This window comes from Vibrio sp. 1978, assembly GCF_033344345.1.
The window spans coordinates 399837-423981 of record NZ_JAWPOP010000001.1; the positions used below are offsets into that span (position 1 = coordinate 399837).

General features: G+C 41.1%; 18 protein-coding genes. 17 read left to right on the forward strand and 1 reads right to left on the reverse strand.

Annotated features, from left to right (window positions below):
* Positions 1–316 precede the first annotated feature (316 nt).
* On the reverse strand, positions 317–2467 hold the full coding sequence (locus R8N49_RS01765) for a serine/threonine-protein kinase (protein WP_165935321.1): 2151 nt from the start codon (positions 2465–2467) through the stop codon (positions 317–319).
* Positions 2468–2779: 312 nt separating this feature from the next.
* Between R8N49_RS01765 and tagH the strand changes: the two genes are divergently transcribed.
* From tagH to R8N49_RS01850, 17 genes are all read left to right on the forward strand, one after another.
* Positions 2780–3973 carry a type VI secretion system-associated FHA domain protein TagH gene (gene tagH, locus R8N49_RS01770; protein ID WP_005375931.1) on the forward strand — a complete coding sequence of 398 codons (1194 nt, stop codon included), beginning with the start codon at positions 2780–2782 and terminating at the stop codon, positions 3971–3973.
* Between the two features lie 11 nt (positions 3974–3984).
* On the forward strand, positions 3985–4440 hold the full coding sequence (gene tssJ, locus R8N49_RS01775; RefSeq protein ID WP_005375933.1) for a type VI secretion system lipoprotein TssJ: 456 nt from the start codon (positions 3985–3987) through the stop codon (positions 4438–4440).
* Between the two features lie 21 nt (positions 4441–4461).
* The gene (tssK, locus tag R8N49_RS01780; protein ID WP_080276943.1) at positions 4462–5787 is read left to right on the forward strand and encodes a type VI secretion system baseplate subunit TssK; all 1326 of its coding nucleotides are present in this window, start codon (positions 4462–4464) and stop codon (positions 5785–5787) included.
* Positions 5788–5798: 11 nt separating this feature from the next.
* Positions 5799–7091 (forward strand): type VI secretion system protein TssL, long form, encoded by a 1293-nt coding sequence (gene tssL / locus R8N49_RS01785; protein ID WP_005375939.1) that lies wholly within the window; start codon positions 5799–5801, stop codon positions 7089–7091.
* Between the two features lie 16 nt (positions 7092–7107).
* Positions 7108–10626 carry a type VI secretion system membrane subunit TssM gene (gene tssM, locus R8N49_RS01790; protein ID WP_258490114.1) on the forward strand — a complete coding sequence of 1173 codons (3519 nt, stop codon included), beginning with the start codon at positions 7108–7110 and terminating at the stop codon, positions 10624–10626.
* Complete coding sequence (gene tagF, locus R8N49_RS01795) at positions 10608–11303, forward strand: type VI secretion system-associated protein TagF (protein ID WP_005375944.1); 696 nt, start codon at positions 10608–10610, stop codon at positions 11301–11303. Before tssM ends, tagF begins: the two co-directional genes overlap by 19 nt.
* A 9-nt stretch (positions 11304–11312) precedes the next feature.
* On the forward strand, positions 11313–12107 hold the full coding sequence (locus R8N49_RS01800) for a PP2C family protein-serine/threonine phosphatase (protein ID WP_005375947.1): 795 nt from the start codon (positions 11313–11315) through the stop codon (positions 12105–12107).
* Positions 12100–13215 carry a type VI secretion system protein TssA gene (gene tssA, locus R8N49_RS01805; protein ID WP_186585263.1) on the forward strand — a complete coding sequence of 372 codons (1116 nt, stop codon included), beginning with the start codon at positions 12100–12102 and terminating at the stop codon, positions 13213–13215. Before R8N49_RS01800 ends, tssA begins: the two co-directional genes overlap by 8 nt.
* Before the next feature lie 15 nt (positions 13216–13230).
* A complete protein-coding gene (gene tssB / locus R8N49_RS01810) occupies positions 13231–13761 on the forward strand; it encodes a type VI secretion system contractile sheath small subunit (protein WP_005375949.1) in 531 nt (176 codons plus the stop codon).
* A complete protein-coding gene (gene tssC, locus R8N49_RS01815) occupies positions 13761–15254 on the forward strand; it encodes a type VI secretion system contractile sheath large subunit (protein WP_005375950.1) in 1494 nt (497 codons plus the stop codon). Before tssB ends, tssC (R8N49_RS01815) begins: the two co-directional genes overlap by 1 nt.
* Positions 15255–15306: 52 nt before the next feature.
* Complete coding sequence (gene tssC, locus R8N49_RS01820) at positions 15307–16818, forward strand: type VI secretion system contractile sheath large subunit (RefSeq protein ID WP_132936420.1); 1512 nt, start codon at positions 15307–15309, stop codon at positions 16816–16818.
* 10 nt (positions 16819–16828) lie between these two features.
* Positions 16829–17623, forward strand: coding sequence for a type VI secretion system accessory protein TagJ (locus R8N49_RS01825; RefSeq protein WP_017820215.1), 795 nt, complete (start codon positions 16829–16831; stop codon positions 17621–17623).
* Positions 17624–17630: 7 nt separating this feature from the next.
* Positions 17631–18095 carry a type VI secretion system baseplate subunit TssE gene (tssE, locus tag R8N49_RS01830; protein ID WP_017635621.1) on the forward strand — a complete coding sequence of 155 codons (465 nt, stop codon included), beginning with the start codon at positions 17631–17633 and terminating at the stop codon, positions 18093–18095.
* A complete protein-coding gene (gene tssF, locus R8N49_RS01835) occupies positions 18092–19915 on the forward strand; it encodes a type VI secretion system baseplate subunit TssF (protein ID WP_017820213.1) in 1824 nt (607 codons plus the stop codon). The genes tssE and tssF overlap by 4 nt, the downstream gene beginning before the upstream one ends.
* Positions 19912–20877 (forward strand): type VI secretion system baseplate subunit TssG, encoded by a 966-nt coding sequence (tssG, locus tag R8N49_RS01840; RefSeq protein ID WP_005375963.1) that lies wholly within the window; start codon positions 19912–19914, stop codon positions 20875–20877. Before tssF ends, tssG begins: the two co-directional genes overlap by 4 nt.
* A gap of 10 nt (positions 20878–20887) precedes the next feature.
* Complete coding sequence (gene tssH / locus R8N49_RS01845; protein ID WP_017820212.1) at positions 20888–23455, forward strand: type VI secretion system ATPase TssH; 2568 nt, start codon at positions 20888–20890, stop codon at positions 23453–23455.
* Positions 23456–23663: 208 nt separating this feature from the next.
* Positions 23664–24143 carry an Hcp family type VI secretion system effector gene (locus tag R8N49_RS01850; RefSeq protein ID WP_005375967.1) on the forward strand — a complete coding sequence of 160 codons (480 nt, stop codon included), beginning with the start codon at positions 23664–23666 and terminating at the stop codon, positions 24141–24143.
* Positions 24144–24145 lie beyond the last annotated feature (2 nt).

Consider the following 24145-nt stretch of genomic DNA (forward strand, 5'->3'; position numbering starts at 1 on the left):
AAAGTCATTGTTAAAGATATTTTGACTTATATCCAAACGGCAATGGTCGAAATGTAGGGATGAAAAAACTTCAACTCGCGTGTTTTTAACACAAGTAGCAAAGGGGATGTTTCCAAGTAAAACGCCGAGTCGGTAAGTGTCTTGCAGTCCTAGTTTAAGGCTATCGTTACATACGGACGCCAGACGTTCGCCAACTTTGACTATTCCTTCAGTCAAGGCTAACTCTCCTCATTAAGTACAAGTATAAATTAGCAATCTAGTTGCATATTGGCAAGTAATCTACGGCAAAAAAGGGACTCGCGTCCCTTTTGTATTACTAGCTTTGCTTAGAGTCCTGTTCTATTTGCTTCATAAGCTCGTTGGCTTTCTTCATAGCGCGTCTTGCGCTTGAAGTCCTTCGCTTATTAAGCAATATATCGGAGAAGCGTAAGTATTTATCAGCAGTTTTGAATCTTAAATCGTTAACATCCTGAAAACCAATAGGAAAGTTTTTCGAGAACAGATCCACATCCTTCACCAAGTTATCGAGATGAGTTGTCGTCCTTGCCTTTTCTAGGCGAGAATAAAAGTTTTCAAACTCTTCTTGGAACAGGATTCTAGCGGCATCTTCTGGAAACGGTAGAGGGCTGTTGGAATCTAGCGCTGTCTCATATAATTTCATTTCCAGCACTGCATCTTTCATCGCATTACTTATCTGTAAGTTCTCTTGATGCTCTTCTACGTTTGAAAAGAAGGTGTTCCCAACCTTAATAAGAGCAACAAGTGCAGCTGCGTCTTTCTTTTTGAGTGCTTCAGTGAGGTGCTGACCGAAAACATCGCTAGATAACGAACTTGGCGTGAAAGGATAACCTTGATGAATCTGATTTAACTCATCCTTGAGCTCATAGATGGATTTACTGCCGTCTTCTTTACTGTACCGAGACTTTTCAAGTTGACTGTTGATTTGCCTTGCTATCGAAAGTAACGTGGAGTGCTTGCTTGACTGAATATCTAAGGCAAGAACTTCTATTTTATGTGAGTCAGGGTAGTAGGTTTTTGCTTTATCAAGTATGGACTCAATTTCATCATAATTCGGGTAGTTGTTGGCATCAGAATTCAAAACCTGATCAATTTCAGATTCAAACTCGCTGAGAATATAGGTCTTGTGTAAGCGTAATAAGCCAGCCTTAACGACTGGATGTAAGCTTTTTTCACTATCAATCAGTGCCAAACTTTTTTCTGCTGGCGTATCAAGCTGCCACTCTTGTCCGGCAATTTGATCATTTTGCTTGCTAATAACGGTTTCCAAATTGGTGATGGTTTCTTGTTGCTGCTGATAACCAAATACAATGCCGCTAACTAATAATATACTCGCTGCCGCGCCGCTAGCGATAGGCCAATAGCGCATATTCAATTTGCGTTTCAACTGCTCAGGGGTCAGTTCGTTCGGAATAATGCCAGTTGAAAATACGCTTGAAAATATTGGCCACTTAGATGCAGGCATGTTAGTTGGTTTAGAGACCTTGATCTTCTTTTTGAGAGCTTCATTAACTGGAGTTCTTGCGTAAGGGTGTTTGCAACTCAATAGCTCGTAAGCAATACAAAATAGAGCAAACATATCGTCGCTTAAGTTCGGTTCCTTACCGGATAACAGGTTGAGTGATGCATAGTTGGGAGTATAACCAAGCGTTTCAACATTTTCGGATTTACGTTTAGCCGCATATTGATCCTGCTTTAATTGATGTGTTTTAGATACACCAAAATCAAGCAGTTTAACGTTACCCTCAGACGTTAAAATCACATTAGCGGGCTTTAGGTCGGCGTGCACTACACCAAGAGAGTGAGCATATGAGAGTGCATCGAGTACCTGATTTAGGATTGATAAAGTTGCATTAAACTTCAGCCCATGGGGCCTAGAACGCTGTATTAAACTCTCTAATGTTTCTCCGTTAATATACTCCATAACTAAAAAGTATATTTCGCCATCAACACCAAAATCAAAAACCCTAATGATATTAGGGTGGCTTAACCTTTGAGTTTGTTGAGCTTCACGTATTAACATGCGTGCAGTCTCTGGTTGAGAAGCAAACTCTTTCTGTAATATTTTTAACGCAACGTAGGGTGTTTCTGAACCTGAAGATTCAAGAATCCTATCTTTAGCTAAGTAAACATCGCAAAGCCCACCATGCCCAATAACCGACTCAATTTCATACCGATTTTTAACGGACGCTCCTATTAAGCTTTCGTTAATAACATCTTTGTTATTATTTAATGAGTCATCTTTATTGTTTTTTTTCTTATTAACTAACGGAGTGTTTTCTTTTTGAGACAGTTTTGTGTTTGTTTCATTTTTATTTTTAACGGAGGTTTCATTATTAGTGAGTTTGGTTGATTTAATTGCATTGTCTCGTTTTTGAGTCTTTACAATTTTAGTTTTATCTCCGCTTTCTTCGTTATTTATAGAATTGTTTTTATTACTGTCTTCCATCACAAGAACTCCGTATAAATGATGGGGGAATATATACCTTTCTGCTCAATGAAAAGTCATTATGTTAGAATTTCTCGGCCAAACTAACATTCGTTTTTTTATTGATGAAAGTCTAAGTGTCAAAAATTTGAACTTGGTTGGATAATTAAAATTGTTGAACAATACGTGATTGCTTTGATAAAAAAATGATTCATTATTCCGTGCATGATTTTCAATGGCAGTATTAAGATTTTTATTAATCTTACTGTTAATAAGAAAGTAGTTAATAATAAAATTAAAAATAATATCTAGCAGGTCTTTGGCGAGGTTTACATGAAGTTGGTTTTAACCATAACAAGTTTTCACAAATTTACTCCAGAGATTGAGAGTGAGTTCGTGTTTGAATCAAGTGATGAACATGCCAAGGTTACATTTGGTAGGTCTGAACAATGTGATTGGACACTACCAGATCCTGAAAGAGTGGTATCCGGAACCCACGGAGAACTGATTAAGTTTGGTGACAAATACTTGATAAAAGACCTCTCAACTAATGGTACTTTTGTAAATAATGCTGTAACTCCTGTGGGTCAAGGAAATGAAATAGCACTAAGCGATGACGATATGGTTAGCTTAGGGGATTATCAAATTTCAGTTTCTATTCAAACAGATACAGATGTATTCAGTCTTGAGACAAGTAAAAGTCTTTCTAGCGCACCCCCTGAAGTAGTCTCAAGTCCATCGGAAGCAGAATTTGTTGACCTAGGCCTTAGTGCTAGTGAACTCTTAAACGAAAGTGTTCCTTCTGACTTTCAGCTAGATATTGGTTTAGTCGATGATTTTATTGATATCCCAAAGCCCGAAAAACAGAGCACCGTATCTGAAACTTTACCGAAAGTTAACCGACAATCAGAACACCTATCGACTCCCAACTTTGATACCAATGGGGGTGAACTTGCGGCTTTTGTTAGAGGGGTGGGTATAGATCCAATGATGATTCCCAGCGATAACCGAGAGGAATGGTTCGAACAACTGGGGGAGTCATTTTCTTTGATGCTAGTTGGTTTAATGGAAACACTGCATAACAGAGCAGTGTTTAAACAAACAAATCGACTTAGTCATACCGCATTTCGTAAGTCAGAAAATAACCCTTTAAAGTTTTCTGCAAACTTAGAAGATGCGATTCATAACTTATATAACCGTCAAACCGCTAGCTTCTTAAAGCCAAATGCAGCCATTAAAGAAGCATTTAATGACATCGAAAGTCATGAGCAAGCCTTAATGAAAGGTGTTGAAGGTACGGTTTCGAGTGTTATGTCACTTGTTGAACCTACTTCTATATACTCAGATGCTTTAGCGAAAGACACGGTTATTAATAAGGTTATTCCAGCTAGGAAATATGCTCAAAGTTGGAAGAGGTTTGAGGATATTCATGAAAAGCTATCCGATGATATTATCAATAAAGAGTCTCCGTTCTATTTAGAAGACTTCGCTAAGCACTATGAATTAGCATTAAAAAACAAAGGCTAGGAATTAGGGTGATGAAAAAGTTTTACCAATATATTTTGTTATTAATTTCAATAGCTTTATTTGGGTGCTCAGCAGCGAACCTAGTTGTTGATCCATACTCAGATTTAGAAATAGCAGCAAGTCATAACATTAATCCTGATTCAAACGGCAGGCCTTCTCCTGTAGTGGTGTATGTATTTGAATTAACGTCAAATACCATTTTCGAAAGCCAGGACTTTTTTTCTATTTATGAAGAAAGTGAAAAAGTCTTAGGACCTGATTTAGTGAATAAATATGAAGTTTCATTAACTCCAGGTCAGAAAGAAACATATCAAGCAAGTATGTCTCCAAAGACAGAATATTTAGGCATTGTCGTAGCGTTTCGAGATATTGAAAACTCAAATTGGCGACAAGTCATTAAAGTGGATAAGACCGGTTACAACACATATCAAGTATTGTTAGAAGATCTGTCTTTGGTCGTTAAATAACGTTTAGTTGGCTAATTATAAATGACGCAATACTCCAAGACGGCTTGGTGCGAAGGAATGTTTTTACGTCCCCAGCACTTCCAACAACAAGAACGCGCAACCTCTCAAGAATTCAAGGGCTTACATCAGTTAGGTGGGGCTTACAATTGGGGAGTTTGGAAATGTCGAGTAAAAAAACACGCGCTAAAAGATGGTCTTATTGAACTTGAGCATCTTGAAGCTGTTTTGCCAGATATGACGTTGGTTAATACGTTAATATCCAACGATTCAGTTTCGCCTCTACTTATTGATAAAAACACTGAAAATACGTTAGTAAAAATAACTCTCCCTCTTTCAAGTGTTACAGGTAAAAACGTTTCGGATGTAAGCGAATCGATCGTCTCTCGTTATGTACTTCAAGATATCGACGTGATAGATAACCTTACAGGACAAGATGAAGAAACCATCCAAGTTGCAGCCCTTAACCTAGAGTTGAAAGCGAGTAATGACAAATTAGCGGGTTATGTGGAGTTACCTATCTTAAGGATCAAAGAGGTAACTCCTGAAGGGGAAGTTATACTAGACGATGAGTACGTTCCTCCGCTTATCAACCTCCTTAGCGACAAAGTTATGTCAGCTTATCTACGTAACGTTATCGCGATGACAAAGATGCGTGCTGACGTTATTGCACAGCGCTTGATTAAGGGTAAATCTGCATCGGCATCTGCTGTTGATTTCATCATGCTCCAAATGCTGAACCGATATGAGGCGAAGTTAAAGCATTTCAGTGAGTTAGATAGGTTACATCCACTGGAATTAGCGACGACACTTAAAGGTTACATTGGTGAGTTAGCCACTTTTTCTAATAAAACTAAAAGAGTCCCAAGTTTGCTTGCGTATGATCACTTAGATGTATCAAGTGTCTATAGCGAGTTGAATCAGATACTCAGTCAGTACCTCAGTGTTGTCCTAGACCAAACTGCGACCAAACTTCCGTTGGAGCCTCGCCAATACGGTATTCAAGTGACGCCGCTTCCAGATAAACGCTTGCTTGAGTCATGCCAATTTGTGCTAGCAATTAAAGCAGACACCACAACAGATGAAATAAGACGCCTGGTCCCAGCGCAACTCAAGTTTGGCCCGGCAGAACAGATTCGCGATCTAATTAATAATCAGATCAACGGTATAAACGTAGTGCCGTTGAGTGTCGTCCCGAGACAGATTCCTTACCAAACGGGCTATGTTTATTTCGAAGTTGTCAAGAAAGGGCCATTTTGGATGAGGCTAAAAGATAGTGGCGGTATTGCGCTTCACCTATCAGGGCATTTTCCGAACGCTGAACTTGAGCTTTGGAGTATTAATCAATAGGCGCGCTCTGTATGGAACAAACGATAGTAAAACCAACACCGGGTGGAAGAGCACCCGCATCGAAACCACAATCAGAAAAGTCTGTGGATAATACCGTAGTTATCTCAAAAAGTCCTGAATTGGTGAACAATGATTCAGTGGTCGCTTATGGGAATAACTCTCTACTAGCAGAGGCGAATGGCCTGTTATCTATTATCGGTCAAATTCGCTCGACAGCGACTCATTCCGATCCGTTGTTTCTAAAAGAGACATTGGCACAAAAGCTTAGAGATTATGAGAACCGATTACGTCAGCATGACGTTGATTTGGATACCATTGATACAGCTCGTTATTGTTTATGCTGTTCACTAGATGAAGTTGTCCTTAACACCAATTGGGGTGGGAATTCATTCTGGAGTCACGATTCATTACTTAGCTCCTTCTATGCTAGCAGTCAAGGTGGGGAAGCGTTCTTTAAGCATCTTGATAAGTGCATGGCGAAACCAGATGTGAACTTAGATTTGCTTGAACTAATGTATGTGTGCTTATCTCTCGGGTTTCTGGGTCAATACCGTTTAGAAAAAAATGGACTGGAATCGCACCGGAAATTGAGAAGACAGGTTATTGCTACTCTTAAGACTTATGGGAGAGGAGTCCCTCAGGAACTAAGCAATAGTATCGACCAACACATTTTGAATGGCTCAAAGGCTTCTGATAGAGCTCCTCTTTGGGTTGTATGTTCTGTAACGGCGGCACTATTGGTCTGCATATATATGTATTTTAGTTATGAGCTAAATAAGGCATCCAATCGCACCTTTTCTCAATTAGTCAATTTGATTCAACCGCAACAACTTAACCAAGATGCAACGTCAGAATCAAAATCAGCGCCAATTGCAGAAAAGATTTCAATGTATCTAGCAACTGAGATCGGTAAGGGGCTAATCAATGTTGAGCCGCTGCAAGACAGGGTAAGAATTTCGTTAAAGTCTCAAGATCTATTTGAATCAGGTAGTGCTGATGTTGTCGCTTACATCCAACCCGTTATTTCTAAGCTTGCGAGAACATTGGAGTCGACCCAAGGCAAGATCATTGTTACTGGTCACACCGACGATAGGCCTATTTTCACGAGTAAATATCCCTCGAACTGGCACCTATCATTAGCTCGAGCCACTGCTATGTCTGAACAACTGATCTCGAATAGTGCATTAGAAGGGCGAGTGATACCCGAGGGATTGGGGGATGCAAGACCATTAGTTGAAAACAGTAGTGATGAAAACCGAGCTATTAACCGCCGGATTGAAATCGACCTTCTTGTCGCGAATTAATAATAGGTAGATAGAGATGCGTATTAAAGAAATTGGCAGAATATTTACTCAAAGATGGTTTCTCGGTCTTATAGGTGTCGCTGCTTGTTCTATTTTCATTTGGGTTGTTGGTCCACTTATTGCGATAGCGGGATATGAGCCCCTAAAGAGTGACTTTCAACGGCTAGTCACTATTCTAGTGTTGGTGTTGCTTTGGGCGATATTTAACGTTACCAAGCAGCATAAGCAAAAGGTGAGAGAAGACGAAAGTATTCAAACGTTGCTTGAGGTTGATAGCCTATCAGATAAAGAAGCGGCAAGTGAAATTGACTTAATGCGCGAGCGTATTGAGCAAGCTGTCAAAGTAGTGACGAAAACACACAAAGGCAAGAGAAGCTTGTATGACTTACCGTGGTATGTGTTGATTGGCCCTCCTGGAACGGGGAAAACAACTGTATTAAAGCAGTCGGGGTTAGAGTTTCCATTAGGAGACAGCCTTGGCTCTGACTCTATTGCCGGTGTAGGTGGCACTCGCCACTGTGATTGGTGGTTTGCAAATAAAGCAGTTCTTATAGATACGGCTGGCCGGTATACGACACAAGACAGTCAAGAAAAGGTCGACTCTAAAGCGTGGCATGGTTTCTTAGGATTGTTGAAAAAGTATAGAACGCAAAGACCAATTAATGGTGCGATTGTTACGATAAGTTTAGCCAGCGTGATGTCTCAGACTCGAACCGAGCGAAGTCTTCATGCTCGAGCAATTAAGTCGAGACTTCAAGAACTGAAAAACCAGTTAGGCATGCAGTTTCCGATTTACGTATTGCTCACCAAAATGGATTTAGTTGCCGGTTTCAATGAGTTTTTTGCCGATTTAAGTAAGGAAGAGCGAGAGGAATTATTTGGTTTCATGTTCCCTCGTGAAGTGGATGATGAAAGAGGCGTTATTTCTCTATTCAACAAAGAATTTCATGGCATGTTGGAGCGCCTTGATGCCCGTATGCTTAGAATACTTGAAACAGAGGACGATTTAGATAAACGCGCGCTTATCTTTGAGTTTCCAAAGCAATTAAGAGTGCTACAAGCTAATCTTGACGAGTTTTTAGCTGAAATTTTTGCACAAAACAGTTTTGAAGAGCCTGCCTTGATTCGTGGTGTGTTTATGTTGAGTTCGGTTCAAGAAGGCTTACCAGTCGATAAGCTGATGAATGAATCAACCAATGGACTTGGGTTAAATCGTTTAGCTCTAGCAAAGAGTCAGACTGGTTCTCATAGTTATTTCGTAAAGAATCTTTTTGACAAGGTTATTTTCAAAGAGCAACTGTTAGGAACAGTTAATCGTCACTATCAAAAGCAGTCAGGTTGGATGCGTCGAGGTGTTTACATTGGATGTACAACGCTACTGCTAGGAGCTTCTGCGCTTTGGTTTATGAGTTATAAGTGGAACTCACAGTTAATTGTCGATACCAATGAACAAGCGAGCCATATTGATGCAATGATTGGCGCTCAAAGTTTAGATTTTGAAACGGATATTGTTTCAGCTGTAGAAACATTAGATAGGTTGATGACGCTTCCTCTCGGAAAGCAAAGCGACTACGGTGATGCCGACTCTGTAAAGAGGTTTGGTCTCTATCAAGGAGACAAAGTGTCTCAGGCGGCAAACAATGCATATTCTGATGCTTTGACCCAATATTACGCCCCTCTGCTTCTTGATAGCTTGGTGTCAGAAATGGAGAGCAATCAACAGCATCGTGAGTATTTGTACGAAACGTTAAAAACGTATTTGATGTTATTCAATCCAGACAAATATCAACAAGATGAAGTGTTGGCTTGGTTTAACTTTTATTTCGAACGTCAATATCCGGGTGAGCTAAACGTAGACTTAAGAAGACGCTTGCTACAGCACACTCAATATTTATTAGGCAACGATGGACAAGGCTTTACTTACAACACTGCTGCTGTGACGAGTGCTCGAGAAGTGTTGACTCAAATGTCTCTACCTGAACGTGCTTATCAGCGAATGAAAATACAATTTTCTAAGAGTCATGTACCTTCATTTCGCTTGACTGATGTATTGGGACCTAAAGGGCTTGAGCAGTTCGAGCGAGCGAGTGGAAAACCGCTATCACAAGGCATTTCGGGCTTCTACACGTACAATGGTTTTCATAGCATTTTTCAGATTCAGATCAACCGTACAGTAAAAAGCCTAATGGAAGAGAACTGGGTTTATGGTGACGATCTTAAGGCTCATGAAATTGATCAAGATAGTGCCATCCAAGGCGTTCAGTCACGATACTATCAAGATTATGTTAATGAATGGAAAACGTTGATCGAAGATATTCAATTGAAGCAGGCTCCGAGCCTAGAACTTGCGACAGAGCAAGCGAGGGTTTTATCTGGAGTTGAAAGACCAATCGAATCTTTGTTGAGAGCAATCCAAAAAGAGGTTGCTCTATCAAAAGTATCATTGTCAGAAAATCAAAAAGCCGCTTCTGAAGTTGCTGGTAAAGTTGCCAAAGTTAAGTTTTCAAATACGGCAGATAGACTAGACATGTATTTACCTGAAGAAAACGGTTTCAATGTTGCTCTGCCAGGTAAAGAAGTCGAATCGCATTTTTCAGAGATCTTACGCCTTGGTGAGCAAGACTTTGATGATATTCAACAAGCAATGGTTAACTTGCGTTCGTATTTAAGTGACTTATCAAGCTCTGGTAACAATCAGAAAATTGCCTACAAAAGTATTTTAGATGGAACCGTTACACAAGATGTCGCAGCTTCCTTTGCTCGTGCTAAAGAACTTTTGCCGAGACCATTTAATCAATGGCTAGGTGAGCTTTCTCAAGAGTCGGTTAAGTTTGCGGAGAGCGGTTCGAAGGATCATCTAAATCAACTTTGGGTAACACAGGTGGTCCGCCCTTATCAGCGGACTATTGCTGGCAGATATCCATTCGAGCCCAACGCGAGCAAAGAAGTTAGATTGAAAGACTTTAAGCGATTCTTTGGTTATGGAGGTACGCTTGACGCATTCTTCCAAGAATACCTCGAACCGTTTGTGGATACTTCGAAAAGTCGTTGGCGATTAGAAAAGGAAATTGGAGTTCGTCCAGAAACACTAATGGTCTTTCAAAGAGCGCAACGTATCAGGCAGTCTTTCTTTGAATCTGATAATTCATTACGCGTAGAGTTTGGGATGAAGCCTGTTTATCTAGACCAGCACATTACTCGATTTGTCTTAGAGTTGGGTGGACAAGATTTGGTTTATAAGCATGGACCAGCAAGAGCTAAATCGTTGAGTTGGCCTGCCGGTCAAGATCAGACTCGAATTGTGTTCACACCACCTGAATCTAAACGCGAAATTGCGCATACCTATGAAGGTGAGTGGGGCATATTCAAGCTTTTGGATCAATCACTTAAAGCAAGGCCAGAATCGCGTAAAGACAATATAGTTATGATTGATTTAAAGGGAAATAAGGTGCAGCTAGAGCTTATTCCTTCTAGTGCCATTAATCCGTTTTGGTCAAATGAAATGGAGAGGTTCAGATGTCCACGAACCTTATAACATCAGGCTGGGGCTATATCGGTAAAATGCCTGCAAAAGGGGACTTTGTGAAAGATGGTTTATCACAAGATTTCTCGGAGCGTTGGCATGATTGGCAACAGGCGGTTATTGCAGTCAGCAGGGAACAACTGGGTGAAAGCTGGAATGAGCACTTTTTAACGGCTCCTGTGTGGCACTTTGCTTTGGATATTAGCTATTTAGAAGACTCAACCTACATTGGTAGCATGATTCCTAGTGTTGATGCATGCGGTAGATACTTTTTCTTTACTATAGCTCGTGCCGTAAAAGGTGAAGCTGCGCAATATTGGGGTGACAGAGCTTGGACCGAGGACAGTGCCGCTCTTGCTCTTTCAGTACTTGAGGACGACTTTGTCTTTGATGTTTGGCATAAGAGTACTCAAGAAAAAAATGACCTCGTTGCGAATGTAACAAGTGAAGTGAAGCCTCTAGAGTTTCTTTATCAAAGCCAAATATCTACAGTTTTTCATGATCACGGCAATACTGATCAAAACACGCTTTTGAATTACCTCATTAAAGAAAAATTGAGTAAACCATGTTTTTGGTGGACTGAAGGTTCAACGAAGGTTGAACCATGCATGTTCATTACTAGTGGATTTCCTTCAATTGGTCAGTTTTCAGCCATGCTTGATGGCGGCTGGAAAAAGTGGAATTGGTAGGATAGAAGAATGAATTGGAACTATTTTACCTTTGCTAAATCGCACGCAGGAAAAGTACGCCCTTATAACGAGGATGCTCTGTTGGATATGACAGAACAGCATATTTGGGTGGTTGCCGATGGAATGGGTGGACACAGTGCTGGCGATATAGCAAGCCAGATGCTAGTGGATAGAGTCGCGCGCCACATGCAGGATGTCTCCAATACTAATATCGATGATATCCGAAGAGTGGTTCAAGAAGCGAACTTAGAAATTTACCAATACGCACAAAATCACTTAGACGGTAAAACGATGGGAACAACACTTGTTTTGTTGTTTATTCAGGATGGGTATTACCACTGTCTTTGGGTGGGTGATAGCCGAATTTACCAGCTTAGAAGTGGTAATTTTGTCCAAAAAACACGTGATCATAGTCAAGTCATGGACTTAGTGGATCAGGGCTTATTGGCATTTGAAGATGCCGAATCGCACCCTCTTGCAAATGTTATTACCAGAGCTGTTGGGGTCGACGAAAGTGTCACTATTGATCAAGTTTCAGGGCAGTTGGCTGACGGCGATCAGTTTCTACTCTGTAGCGATGGACTCTCTAAGGAACTTACGAGTGATGAAATTCATCGGACATTGTATGCAGACTCAGTCAACCAAGCTGGATTAGCTCTCATGCATTCGGCTTTGGTTCGGGGCGCAAGTGATAACGTAACTTGTGCTTTGATCAAAGTTCGCCAAGCGCAAACGGAGTGCGAAACAGTAACTAGAGAAGACGCGACGATACCTGTCTTTCTAAGAGGGAGAGCTTATGAGTAATGAAATGTTTGATTGGTATGAACAAGCGTTGGCTCCTATATCTCAAGAAAATCCTACAGGTATTGATCCTAGAGAGGATGTATCACCACAGTCTTCTTACTATCGGTTGAAAGATCAGCGTATGGCCGCCCGCAACGCTGAACGTAATGCTCTTATAGAAGAAGAAAGTATCTATACCCACAGTAATTTATGGCGAGTATTTATTGAAGATGTCCCAGAAATACTCACGAATCAGTCTAAAGATTTGGAATTTGTTGCCTGGCTTATAGAAGCCCTAACTCGATTGTATGGTTTTCGTGGTATGGGCGTTGGCTACAAACTCGCAACCAGTTTAATTGAGAACTTTTGGGATGATCTGTACCCAATGCCTGATGAAGATGGTATTGAGACAAGAATATCGGCGATTATTGGCCTCAATGGTATCGATAGTGAAGGAACACTTATTTTTCCAATTGCTTGTATACCATTGACTGACTTAGGCGTGGAGCAAGCTTATGCCTATTGGGAATATCAGCAAGCTATAGAGCTTGAGCGCTTAGACGAAGATAAGCGCCGAAATCGAGTCGAGCTTGGGGCTGTTGAGCTACCTGAAATTATAACTACGGTTAAGTCGACTTCTGATACGTTTTATCAAGAATTAATCACGGATTTGGAGTTCGCTACAGAATCATTTAATGAATTCAGTCAGCGATTAGACGAAGCGGTCGGTGATGTGACTCCTAGCTCTTATATATCAAAAAGACTCGAATCAATACACTCGGCATTAAAGCACCTTCTAGGAGATCGTTTCAATCAACCACAAGCCGTGTTTGAAGAGCTAGAGGATCTTGATGAATCTTCTTCTGAACAACCGTTAAGTTCACAAAGTTGTGATGCATTATTAGCGACAAACATGAAATCACGAGAGCAGGCAATTAGACAATTGCAGCAAGTAGCTGATTTCTTCCGAGAGAGTGAACCTCACTCACCAGTTTCTTACTCCATCGAACAGATTATTCGTTGGTGTGGGATGCCTCTGCCGGAGTTACTGGCGGAACTTATCTCCGACGGGGATGCAAAGAAAAGCTACTTCCGTTTGGTTGGCATAGCAGAACAAAATGAAAATTAATAAAGGGAGAATGGTATGACGAGTATCCACTCGAAACTATCACGAGTACGGAAGCCTCGTGTCCACATTACCTATGATGTTGAAACTGAAGGTACGACTCTTAAGAAAGAACTGCCTTTTGTTGTAGGTGTAATGGGTGACTTCGCTGGTCAAAACACAGAAGCGTTGAAGCCATTAAAAGACCGCCGTTTTATTCAGATCGATCGAGATAACTTTGACGATGTACTCAAAAAAATGAATCCATCGGTGAAGTTTAAAGTTGCGAATAAGCTTGCGAATGACGATTCACAGTTTGAGGTCGATTTAAACTTTAAATCAATGCAAGACTTTGAGCCTGCTGCGATCGTAAATCAAGTTGATCCACTACGCCAATTGATGGAAACGCGTAATAAACTGCGTGATTTGATGACAAAAGTTGACCGCTCAGAAGAGCTTGAAAATATCCTAGAGGATGTTTTGAACAATACAGACAATCTGGCAAGACTTGCAGGCGAGTTAGATCTTGGCAAGAAAGCGAAGTCAGACAGTACTGAAGGAGCGGAATAATGACGACTGAAGCTGAAAAACAGTTAGATCCAACTGTTAATGAACAGACAACTTCATTCTTAGATCAAGCTATTGGTGCGACTAAGCAGACCGAAGCTTCTCGTGCTGAGGAGCTGATTAAAACGCTCGCTGAAGAAGCAATGAAAGGGACAGTTACTTGGAACAAAAACCTAACAGTAACTTTTCGTGAAGCGATTAATTTGCTCGATAGGCAGATTTCTGATCAGTTGTCTGAAGTAATGCATCACCCAGAATTACAGAAACTCGAAGGTTCTTGGCGCGGCTTAAATTATCTAGTGATGAATTCAGAGACCAGCTCTACTCTGAAAGTTCGCATGATGAGCATGACCAAGAAAGAGCTACATAAAGACTTGAGCAAAGCTGTTGAGTTTGATCAAAGCCAGATCTTTAAAAAGGTTTACGAGTCTGAGTTTGGTAGTGCTGGTGGTGAACCGTATGGTGCATTGATTGGAGACTATGAGTTTACCAACCACCCAGAAGATATTGAGTCGTTACGCCTAATGTCAAATGTAGCGGCTTCTGGCTTCTCTCCATTCTTGTCCGCGGCTTCACCAGCACTATTCGGCTTTGATGAGTGGACTGAGTTGTCAAAACCACGCGACCTAGATAAGGTATTTGAATCACTAGAATACGCCCAATGGCGTTCGTTCCGCGAGAGTGCCGATTCGCGCTTCGTTAGTCTGACGATGCCAAAAGTCCTTGCTCGTTTGCCATACGGACAAGCTACCGCTCCAGTCGAAGAGTTTGGGTTTGAAGAGTTCGAAGTAGATCCTGTTTCAGGTATTGCTGTTAACGCTGAACATAACGACTACTGTTGGATGAACTCTTCGTATGTTCTTGGTGTTAAGTTAACCGACGCATTTTCAAAATATGGATTTTGTACTGCCATCCGTGGTGCAGAAGGCGGCGGTCGAGTGGATAACTTGCCAACGCATTTCTTCATGAGTGATGATGGCGACCCTGATATGAAGTGCCCAACAGAGATTGGTATTACCGACAGACGTGAGGCGGAGCTTGGTAAGCTTGGTTTCTTACCGCTTTGTCACTACAAAAACACCAACTATGCAGTGTTCTTTGGTGCGCAAACCTGTCAAAAACCAGCGAACCATGAATCCCCTGAAGCAACGGCCAATGCGGCCATTTCTGCCCGCCTACCTTATATGATGGCAACATCTCGTTTTGCGCATTATTTGAAAGTAATGGCTCGAGATAAAATTGGTAGCTTTATGGAAGCAGAAGACGTTGAGTCTTGGCTGAACCGCTGGATCCTAGGTTACGTCAATGCTTCTGAAGGCGGTGGTCAAGAGATCAGAGCGAAATACCCTCTAGCAGACGCTCGTGTTCAGGTTAAGGAAATTCCTGGCGCACCTGGTTCTTACAATGCCGTAGCATGGCTGAAGCCTTGGTTACAAATGGAAGAACTGACCACATCTTTGCGACTTGTGGCAAAGATCCCTCAGTCAGGTGGATAAGAAATGAATTGGCTGGTCGAAAGGCCAGCCATGACCAATCTTTATGTTCTAGATGGAATTAGCAGTGTCACTTAACTTTCGCGACCCTAGCAAGCTAAAACATGAGTTCAGTACCGGAGGCTATGCTGAACTTGATAGCCCGTGGTTGACTCGATTCAATGAATCTTCTGATCTTGTATCGTCAGCTCGAATTTGGCTAGAAGGTACACGTTCAAGAGATTTGGACAGCTTTCGTCATAGTGTGATGAACACAATTAACCGCATTGATGAGCTATTAGAATCTCAACTAAATGAAATATTACATCATCCTGAGTTTCAACAGCTCGAAAGGGGGTGGGTTGGAGTTAGGTATTTATGTGAACAGGTTGATTCTCGTTCATCGGACTCTGTAAAAGTTAAGGTTTTAACGGCGACATGGAATGAAATCAGTAAAGATGCTTTAAAAGCCATCGAGTTTGACCAATCAGCACTATTTAAGTTGCTCTATCAAAATGAATATGGCATGGCAGGGGGAGAGCCCTTTGGTGTGGTGGTTGGAGATTATCAGCTTCGCTGTGATCCTAGTAAAAATTATTTTGATAGAGATCTGTCTGTGTTGAGTAAGATCTCTCAGTCTGCAGCTGCAGCATTCAGCCCATTTATCATGTCTGCATCGCCAGAGATGTTTGGTGTTGATAGTTTCGCTCAACTCTCTGCGATAAGAGATATAGCAGCCCAATTTGAACAGGAAGATTATGCAAAGTGGCGTAGTTTGAGAGATAACGATGACGCTAAATTTATTGGTTTGACTGCACCTAACGTCTTGTTCCGTCAGCCATACAAAAGTGATGGCTCGCGGAATGATAAATTCAATTTTCAAGAACACATCTACGACTCCAACCGAGATTTGCTATGGGGGAGTAGTGCGTACTGTTTTGCTGCTGTATCAATTAGAGCATTTCAGGAACATGGTTGGTTCACGCATATGCGAGGGATTAAACAAGGCGATTACAGTCAGGGTATTATCGTCGCTCCTACAAGGAGCACGATGCGTGTTAATGGCAAGAATGATCGTGAAAGATGTCCGTTAAACTTGAAAATCACTGAGAGAAAAGAACAAGAATTGTCTGAGTGCGGTTTTATTTCTATTTCTCCAATACCTGAGACTGATATGGTAGGGATGACCTCGAATGTATCTCTCTACAAGCCCAAACAATACGCAGAAAAGCATATTTCAACGAATGCAAAACTGACATCGATGTTGCAATACACATTGTGTGTATCGCGAGTCGCACATTATCTCAAGGTTATGGGGCGTGACAAAATTGGTGGGTATCAAGACGCAGAAAGCCTAGAGCGTGACTTTCAACGCTGGTTACACCAGTACACTACCGCATCAGATGAAGCGTCTGATGAGCTTCGAGCTAAATACCCCCTAAATGAAGCGAAAATTACAGTTCGAGAGAAAAGAGAAACTCCTGGACATTATTACTCAGTTATCCATTTGCGACCGCATTTTCAACTCGATCAAATGGTATCTAGCATTAAATTAATTACCGAATTATCACCAGAGCACATGGTGTAAGGAAATAACAATGACTCAATGGAAAAATGCTTTGTCCCAAGGCCTATTGCAACACGCTCTAGAGCAATTAATTGATGAAATTAAAGCCACCCCTAAAGATGCGAGCTTGAGAAGTTCCTTCATTGAGCTTCTTTGCATTGATGGGGACTTCGAGCGTGCGGACGCTCAGCTCATGCAATCGATTAAATTGTTTCCTGAGTATCTGCCTGGTGCAAGTCAGCTACGACATTTAGTGAAAGCAGCTCAAGCTAGAAAGGATTTTATCAATGGTGCGGCTAGTGCCAAAGTATTAGGTGATGAGGAATTAACTAAAGAGCTTGTTCGATTTAATCTTGCTCTCGGAAATCAAGAGTACGAAGAAGCGTCACGTCTATCGCATCGCATTGAAGAGCGTCGTACTATTAAAGGGTTTAACGTAAACGGCACAAACTACGAAGATGCTAGAGATATTGATGATCGTTTAGGTGGTTACATTGAACTGTTTTCTACAGCAGGTAACTATTTTCTTGTACCCATATCGAGCATCCATACGCTAGAAGTTAAAGCACCTACTTCTTTGTTAGAAAGTATTTGGCGACCTGTCGAGTTTGATATCGATGGACTTGGTGAAGGCGAAGGCCATATGCCTTTGACGTATGTCGACTCAGAGACCGATGCACAAAAGTTAGGCCGAGAAACGGATTGGAAGCAGATTGGTGAGCAAGAATCTTTTGTTGGCTTGGGTCAAAAATGTTGGTTAGTCGGTGACTCAGCGCTTCCAATCTGTGATTTGACTACATTATTAGAACAGAAACAAATAGCGTAGAAATATCATGTCGTTAACCGTTTCTCTGCTCGACAAATTGATAGATAGTGATCCTCTCACTCGAGATGAGAAAGACTTCCCTGCAAGCCAGCAACAGATGTTGAGCAGCTTACTTAGAGATCTAGAGTCGATGCTGAATAGTCGTATTGGATGGAAAAATATTCCTGATGATCTTCTAGAGGTTCGTTATTCAATATTGAACTATGGGCTGCCAGATTTTTCCTCAATGCCCTATAGCAGCCAAGAAGGGCAGAATCAGCTTTGCGACATCGTTCATGATGCAATTAAAGAGTTTGAGCCGAGGTTAAGGAACCCTCATGTCCAGATTTCGGACGAGAAAAACGCTATTGATAGGGTATTGAGGTTACAGATAAATGCCACTTGCTTAATTGATAACAGTATTCATGAAGTGCGATTCAATTCTGAAGTAGAGCCGGTAAATTTAGGTATGAAACTGAGTAGAGCAAAATGAGTGAAGAGTTTCTCAAGTACTATAATCGCGAGTTAGCTTATTTGCGTCACAAAGGGCAAGAGTTTGGTGAGCAGTATCCCAAGATTGCCGCGAGACTTCGTATTAGTGAGGAACAGGTTGACGATCCACACGTAGAAAGATTGTTAGAAGGCTGCGCATTTCTAACAGCAAGGATTAGACAAAGCTTAGACAATAGTTACCCTCAGTTTACAGAGTCTTTGATGGGACAGTTATATCCGGATTTTCACGCCCCAATCCCGTCAATGTCAGTCATTAAAATGAGCTGTTCTAACTCCACTTCCTCTTATTTTGATGTAGAAGAAGGCGAGCGAGTTGTTATCGGTGCTACTGGATATCATGAATGCGAGTTTAGAACTTGTTATCCGGTCAGAATGTATCCTGTTGATGTGACCTCTGGCGTTTTTAAAAATGCGCCTTTCAAGCCAGTTGGCTCACGATGGGAAAGCAATGCTCATTCAGTTTTGAAAGTACAGCTCACGGCTCAAGATGAAGAGACTCCTCTTGGTGAAATGGGGATAGAACGGCTGCGCTTCTATTTAAACGGTCAATCTCAATTGACTTTTAAGCTCTACCAAATGCTGTTTCAAAACCTAATTGGTTTATCTGTTGTTGTGGATGGCAAAGAAGTTCGTCCTTTAACCAAAAGACATCTTTCTGAAGTAGGATTTTCAGAAGATGAGAAAGTTGTGCCATACAGTAAAAGAAGCTTTTCAGGAGCAAGATTACTTGTTGAGTATTTGCACTTTCCTGAGAAGTTTATGTTCTTTGATATCACCGAACTTGGATTATCTGAGCTAGATCTTGGAGAGCAAGTCGAACTGTATTTTTACTTTGATACCAACGATGACTGGCTTCCAAAGCAAGTGGACGAAGAAAGCTTAATGGTAGGTTGTGTGCCTGTAATCAACTTATTTAAAAGTATTATGGAGCCTAAGCGTATTCTACCAACTGAATACGATTACCACTTGTCTCCACAATACCAAGAATCTGAAAGTAATGAGGTTGTCTCAATTTCTGACGTAACGTTGAGAAACTGGAACAAAACGTACCACAATTTGCCATGTTATCACGCTGGTGAGCACACGCATTATACAAACACTAGTGAGATTTATTGGTTGATGAGACGTGAGGATAAGAACTGGGCTGGTGGGTATGATGAGCCAGGTAGAGAAACTTACATTTCTTTTGTTGATAAAAAACATCAATTGTTCAGCCCGGATAGCCGGGAAAACTGGTTAATGTACGTGGAAGCTGAGTGCTGTAACCGCAACTTAGCGCAGAAACTTCCATTTGGAGGTGGGCTGCCGCAAGTATCTTTACCGGAGGTAAATGACAATTTCGAATCTGTTCGTTGTTTAGTTTCTTTATCAGAAACTATTCGGCCAGAAATGGATGAAAGCACACGATGGCAGTTAACTAAGCTTTTAACTTTAAACCATTTTACCGAGGAAGATGGTTTAGCAACTTTGAAGCAGACCCTTAATCTCTATGCATTTTCTGGGACAGCAGAAACGAAAGCGGTAATCGATGCTTTAACTAAGTTAGAGTTTGAGCCTACTACAGGAAGAATTAGTCAGAAAGGCAAAGTTGGATTTGCGCACGGTATAAAAATTATTTTGACGGTTTCTGATCAAATTTTACCTAAAGAGCAGATCTTTCTCTTAGGTAGTGTTTTATCTGTTTACTTCTCGCAATATGCTGAAATTAACATTTTTACGCAGTTAGAAATAAGAATTAAGTCCACGGGAAAGTCTTTCCACCTATGGCCCGCATTAACTGGCGATAAGGTGTTGCTATGAGCGCGGAACAATTTTATCGAGAATTAAAGCAACATCCATTGTTTGAAGCGATTCATCTTATTGAACACGAAGTTCTGCAAGCAGAGGCGCAAATAGGAACAGATGCGTTACCGAAGCATGAAAAGCTAAACTTAAAGGTTAATCCATCATTAGGTTTTGAAAATGCTCAGCTTTGTGAACTGAAAAATATAGATGACAGCAAGTTAGAGATTGAGACCAATTTAATAGGCCTAACGGGTGAGCAAGGTGTGCTTCCCCAGCACTATAGTGAATTAGCTTTACATCGCCAAAAAGAAGGCGATACGGCTATGGTGGACTTCTACGATATTTTCAATCATCGCTTATTATCTCTTTATTATCGATGTTGGCAACTGAGTCAGCTGACTGTTCAGTCTCGTGCGCATGCGCAGGGCGCGCGTTCGCCGTTAGAAAGCTGTAAATCGGCATTAACTGGGAAAGGGAGTTCACTGTCCCGGCACTATGGTGGTGTGTTTGCTTCACCAGTGAGAAGTAAAGGTGGACTGAAAAGTATTCTTGAATGTTTATCTGGATGCCAAGTAAAAGTTCATGAATTTCAAGGACAATGGTTACACCTTACGAAAGAAGAGCAAACACGCCTTGCATCCCGAACTATGCCTGAAGGGCAGTTTGCTCAACTTGGTTTAGGAGCGTCTTTGGGTTCGAAAGCATGGAACATCAACGCGGGGACAACAATAGAATTTCTGCCAAAAGATAAACAGCTAGTTAGTAAATTGCTTCCTAACCAACCCAATATAGCAATCATTAAGAACGCTGCTTATGAGTTGATTGGAAAACATAAACAACTGAAGTGGCAGCTCACCACCAAACATAGTTTGCTACCACAAGCTTGTTTATCGAAACAGCAGGGGCAGTTAGGTATTGGTTCTGTGCTTAAAAAACACGAACGTACAAAAGATCGAACTATAACAATTACTATTTAAAGGAAATGTAATGGCTTCACTCTCACTTTCAGCGTTGGTCGAAAGATTGTCTCCTCAGGCTAAGGAAACACTTGAACAGGCAGCTGCGATGGCAAGCTCCCGAACTCATCACAGTATTGAAATGTCTCACTGGTTAATGATGATTATCCGCCATCCTGACGATATTTACTCTGAAGTTTTTGACGAATTTGATGTCGATAAAATCAAGGTTGAAACCGATATTCAAAAGGCATTAGAAAAATACAAAACAGGATGCCAGTCGGTGCCTGGGCTATCAGCTCATACGGTGACTGTTATGCAAAATGCCTTGTTGTCTGCAACCATTGAATTCAATCAAGAACAGTTGGGGTGCATCCATCTTTTATTTGCCTACTTGTCTGATGATACGTTAGTCAACATGGCTGGTTCGATTAGTCCTGAACTAAACAAGATAGAACCATCTCGCTTATTGAACTTTAAAGAAAGTAATGCGCCTCAATCAAGATCGAATGACTTAGCGCAGTCAAACGCGAATTCCGCCTTGAATCAATTTACAACAGACCTTACTGAGCAAGCTAGGGAAGGTAAAATAGATCCGGTGATTGGTAGAGATAATGAAATTCGCCTAATGATCGATATTTTATTAAGACGCCGACAAAACAACCCGATTCTTACGGGAGAAGCTGGTGTTGGAAAAACAGCCGTTGTTGAAGGTTTGGCGCAAAAGATCATTGATGGCGATGTACCTCCCGCTCTGCAAAATGTGGCAATTAAGTCTCTGGATTTGGCGTTACTGCAAGCCGGCGCAGGCATGAAAGGTGAGTTTGAAAACAGGCTTAAGAACCTTGTTAAGGAAGTAAACGACGCTCCACAGCCTATTATATTGTTCATTGATGAAGCTCATGGCCTAATTGGCGGTGGTGGGCAAGCGGGCCAAGGTGATGCGGCGAATATTCTGAAGCCAGCATTAGCGAGAGGTGAACTCAGAACGATCGCAGCAACAACGTGGGCAGAGTATAAAAAGTATTTTGAAAAAGATGCAGCTTTAACTAGGCGTTTTCAAGTCGTAAAGGTTGATGAGCCTGCCCCTGAACTCGCGATCGAAATGTTACGAGGCTTACTTGATGTAATGGCACAACACCACGATGTTCATATCACTAACCAAGCTCTCAATGCAGCGGTCCAACTGTCAGCTCGATACATTAATGGTCGTCAACTGCCAGATAAAGCGGTTTCTGTTTTGGATACGGCCTGTTCTCGAGTTGCGTTAAGTCAGTCATCTACACCGGGAGGCCTAGATGCGAAAAGAAACAAACTTAAAGCAAAGCAAGCTGAGTATGAGCATCTTAGCCAAGAGAGTCGGCTAGGAGCATCTCTTGATGTGCAGCTGCAAGGTGTCCGAAAAGAGATTGATGCGCTATCTAATGACATTATTGAATTAGAAGTACTTTGGGAAAAAGAAAAAGAATGGGTAAATGAAGCTAAGTCACTTAGAACCCAAATAATCCAGGAGGGTTCTGAAACTGCTAGAGACAAGTTACAAGAGCTTGAAAATAACCTTTCCGCTAACTCACAGCCCTTAGTTTTTTCGCATGTAAATGAAGCGCTAATCGCAGAAGTTATTTCGGATTGGACCGGTATACCGCTAGGTAAACTTCAGGATGATGAAATCCAAGCAGTATTGGGTTTGAAAGAAAGTTTGTGTAAGCGAGTTGTCGGGCAGGATCACGCTTTAGAGCTCATGTCTGAAGTGATAAAAACCGCGAGTGCGCAGCTCACGGATGAGACACGACCAAATGGTGTATTTCTCCTAACCGGACCAAGCGGAGTGGGTAAAACCGAATCGGCTTTGGCGATTGCAGAGAAAGTCTATGGTAGTGAAGAAAATGTCACGACTATCAATATGTCGGAATTTAAGGAAGAGCATAAAGTCTCATTGCTATTAGGTTCTCCTCCTGGTTATGTCGGTTATGGAGAAGGAGGTGTACTGACTGAAGCTGTTAGACGTAAACCTTATAGTGTAATTCTCCTCGATGAAATGGAAAAAGCGCACCCTGGTGTTCAAGATATTTTTTATCAGGTGTTTGATAAAGGCTCAATTAAAGACGGTGAAGGTCGAGATATAGACTTTAAAAACACTATTATTATTATGACCGCGAACACAGGGACCGAAACGACGATGTCTTTGTATTCTGATCCTGATTTATCTCCTGAGCCGTCAGCACTAAAAGATGCTTTACGCGATGATTTGTTGGTCGACTTTAAACCTGCATTTTTAGGGCGTGTGAACGTATTACCTTATTTGCCTCTATCAAGAAAAGTATTGATAGAAATAACAAAATTAAAGTTGGATAAAATTACGACTCGTATTCGTAAGCACTATAACGCTGACCTGTTTTTTGATGAGGAACTAATTAATGATATTGTAGACAATAGCAATGAGTCTGGCAGTGGTGCGCGTGTGGTACAAACAACCATAGAAAATACATTGCTTCCGAAGATTTCTCATGAAATATTGCATGCAATTCTTAATGATAAGACGTTTGATGAAATTATTGTTAAAGGTACAACTAGTGGACTTGATGTCTCAATAGTTTAACATCCTTTACACTCTCAATAATAATTGGGAGTTGGTTCATATTAACTATTATTTTTTATAAAAAACGCTTAAATTAAATCTTATTTAAAGATATAACAGGGCGTATTTAAAATGAAGTTTTTGATACATTAATCACTAATTATCACCAAACGTCAGATAATTAAATTACTACGATATATGTCAATTAATAATGCTATAGGAGATTAGCATGCAGTCTAATACGTATCTTAAATACGCAGATATTAAGGGTGAGGCAACAGCCGAGCAATACAAAGATTTGATTACACTACTATCTGTAGATTGGAGTGTAGGTCGTGAGATCTCATCATACACTGGTACAGCGATGGACCGTGAAGCGAGCGCTACTCGTCTATATGATTTGACTATCACTAAACTTCAAGACCGTTCTTCTCCTGACTTATTTAAAGAAGCGACGATTGGTAAAGGTAAACCAGCGGTTTTCCATATTACTAAGCAGGGTGAGAAGGTTGAAGAGATCATGAAGATCGAACTGACTGATGCGATGATTTCTAACTACTCAGTTTCTATCCAAGACGATCGTCCAGTTGAAACTATCACAATTTCTTACACAGAAATGATGATGACAGTGACTCCTACTGACGATAAGAACAACACTTCTGCTCCATTGGTATACGGCTACAGCGGTGTTAAAGGTCAACAAATGTAATT

Bases quoted from the DNA above. Each gene is read 5' to 3' on its own strand.
- tssC (WP_005375950.1), top strand. From the start codon at position 13,761: ATGACGACTGAAGCTGAAAAACAGTTAGATCCAACTGTTAATGAACAG.
- tssG (WP_005375963.1), top strand. From the start codon at position 19,912: ATGAGCGCGGAACAATTTTATCGAGAATTAAAGCAACATCCATTGTTT.
- tssB (WP_005375949.1), top strand. From the start codon at position 13,231: ATGACGAGTATCCACTCGAAACTATCACGAGTACGGAAGCCTCGTGTC.
- tssM (WP_258490114.1), top strand. From the start codon at position 7,108: ATGCGTATTAAAGAAATTGGCAGAATATTTACTCAAAGATGGTTTCTC.
- tssL (WP_005375939.1), top strand. From the start codon at position 5,799: ATGGAACAAACGATAGTAAAACCAACACCGGGTGGAAGAGCACCCGCA.
- tssC (WP_132936420.1), top strand. From the start codon at position 15,307: ATGGAATTAGCAGTGTCACTTAACTTTCGCGACCCTAGCAAGCTAAAA.
- tssE (WP_017635621.1), top strand. From the start codon at position 17,631: ATGTCGTTAACCGTTTCTCTGCTCGACAAATTGATAGATAGTGATCCT.
- R8N49_RS01850 (WP_005375967.1), top strand. From the start codon at position 23,664: ATGCAGTCTAATACGTATCTTAAATACGCAGATATTAAGGGTGAGGCA.
- tssA (WP_186585263.1), top strand. From the start codon at position 12,100: ATGAGTAATGAAATGTTTGATTGGTATGAACAAGCGTTGGCTCCTATA.
- R8N49_RS01800 (WP_005375947.1), top strand. From the start codon at position 11,313: ATGAATTGGAACTATTTTACCTTTGCTAAATCGCACGCAGGAAAAGTA.
- tssJ (WP_005375933.1), top strand. From the start codon at position 3,985: ATGAAAAAGTTTTACCAATATATTTTGTTATTAATTTCAATAGCTTTA.
- tagH (WP_005375931.1), top strand. From the start codon at position 2,780: ATGAAGTTGGTTTTAACCATAACAAGTTTTCACAAATTTACTCCAGAG.
- R8N49_RS01765 (WP_165935321.1), bottom strand. From the start codon at position 2,467: ATGGAAGACAGTAATAAAAACAATTCTATAAATAACGAAGAAAGCGGA.
- tssF (WP_017820213.1), top strand. From the start codon at position 18,092: ATGAGTGAAGAGTTTCTCAAGTACTATAATCGCGAGTTAGCTTATTTG.
- tssH (WP_017820212.1), top strand. From the start codon at position 20,888: ATGGCTTCACTCTCACTTTCAGCGTTGGTCGAAAGATTGTCTCCTCAG.
- tssK (WP_080276943.1), top strand. From the start codon at position 4,462: ATGACGCAATACTCCAAGACGGCTTGGTGCGAAGGAATGTTTTTACGT.
- R8N49_RS01825 (WP_017820215.1), top strand. From the start codon at position 16,829: ATGACTCAATGGAAAAATGCTTTGTCCCAAGGCCTATTGCAACACGCT.
- tagF (WP_005375944.1), top strand. From the start codon at position 10,608: ATGTCCACGAACCTTATAACATCAGGCTGGGGCTATATCGGTAAAATG.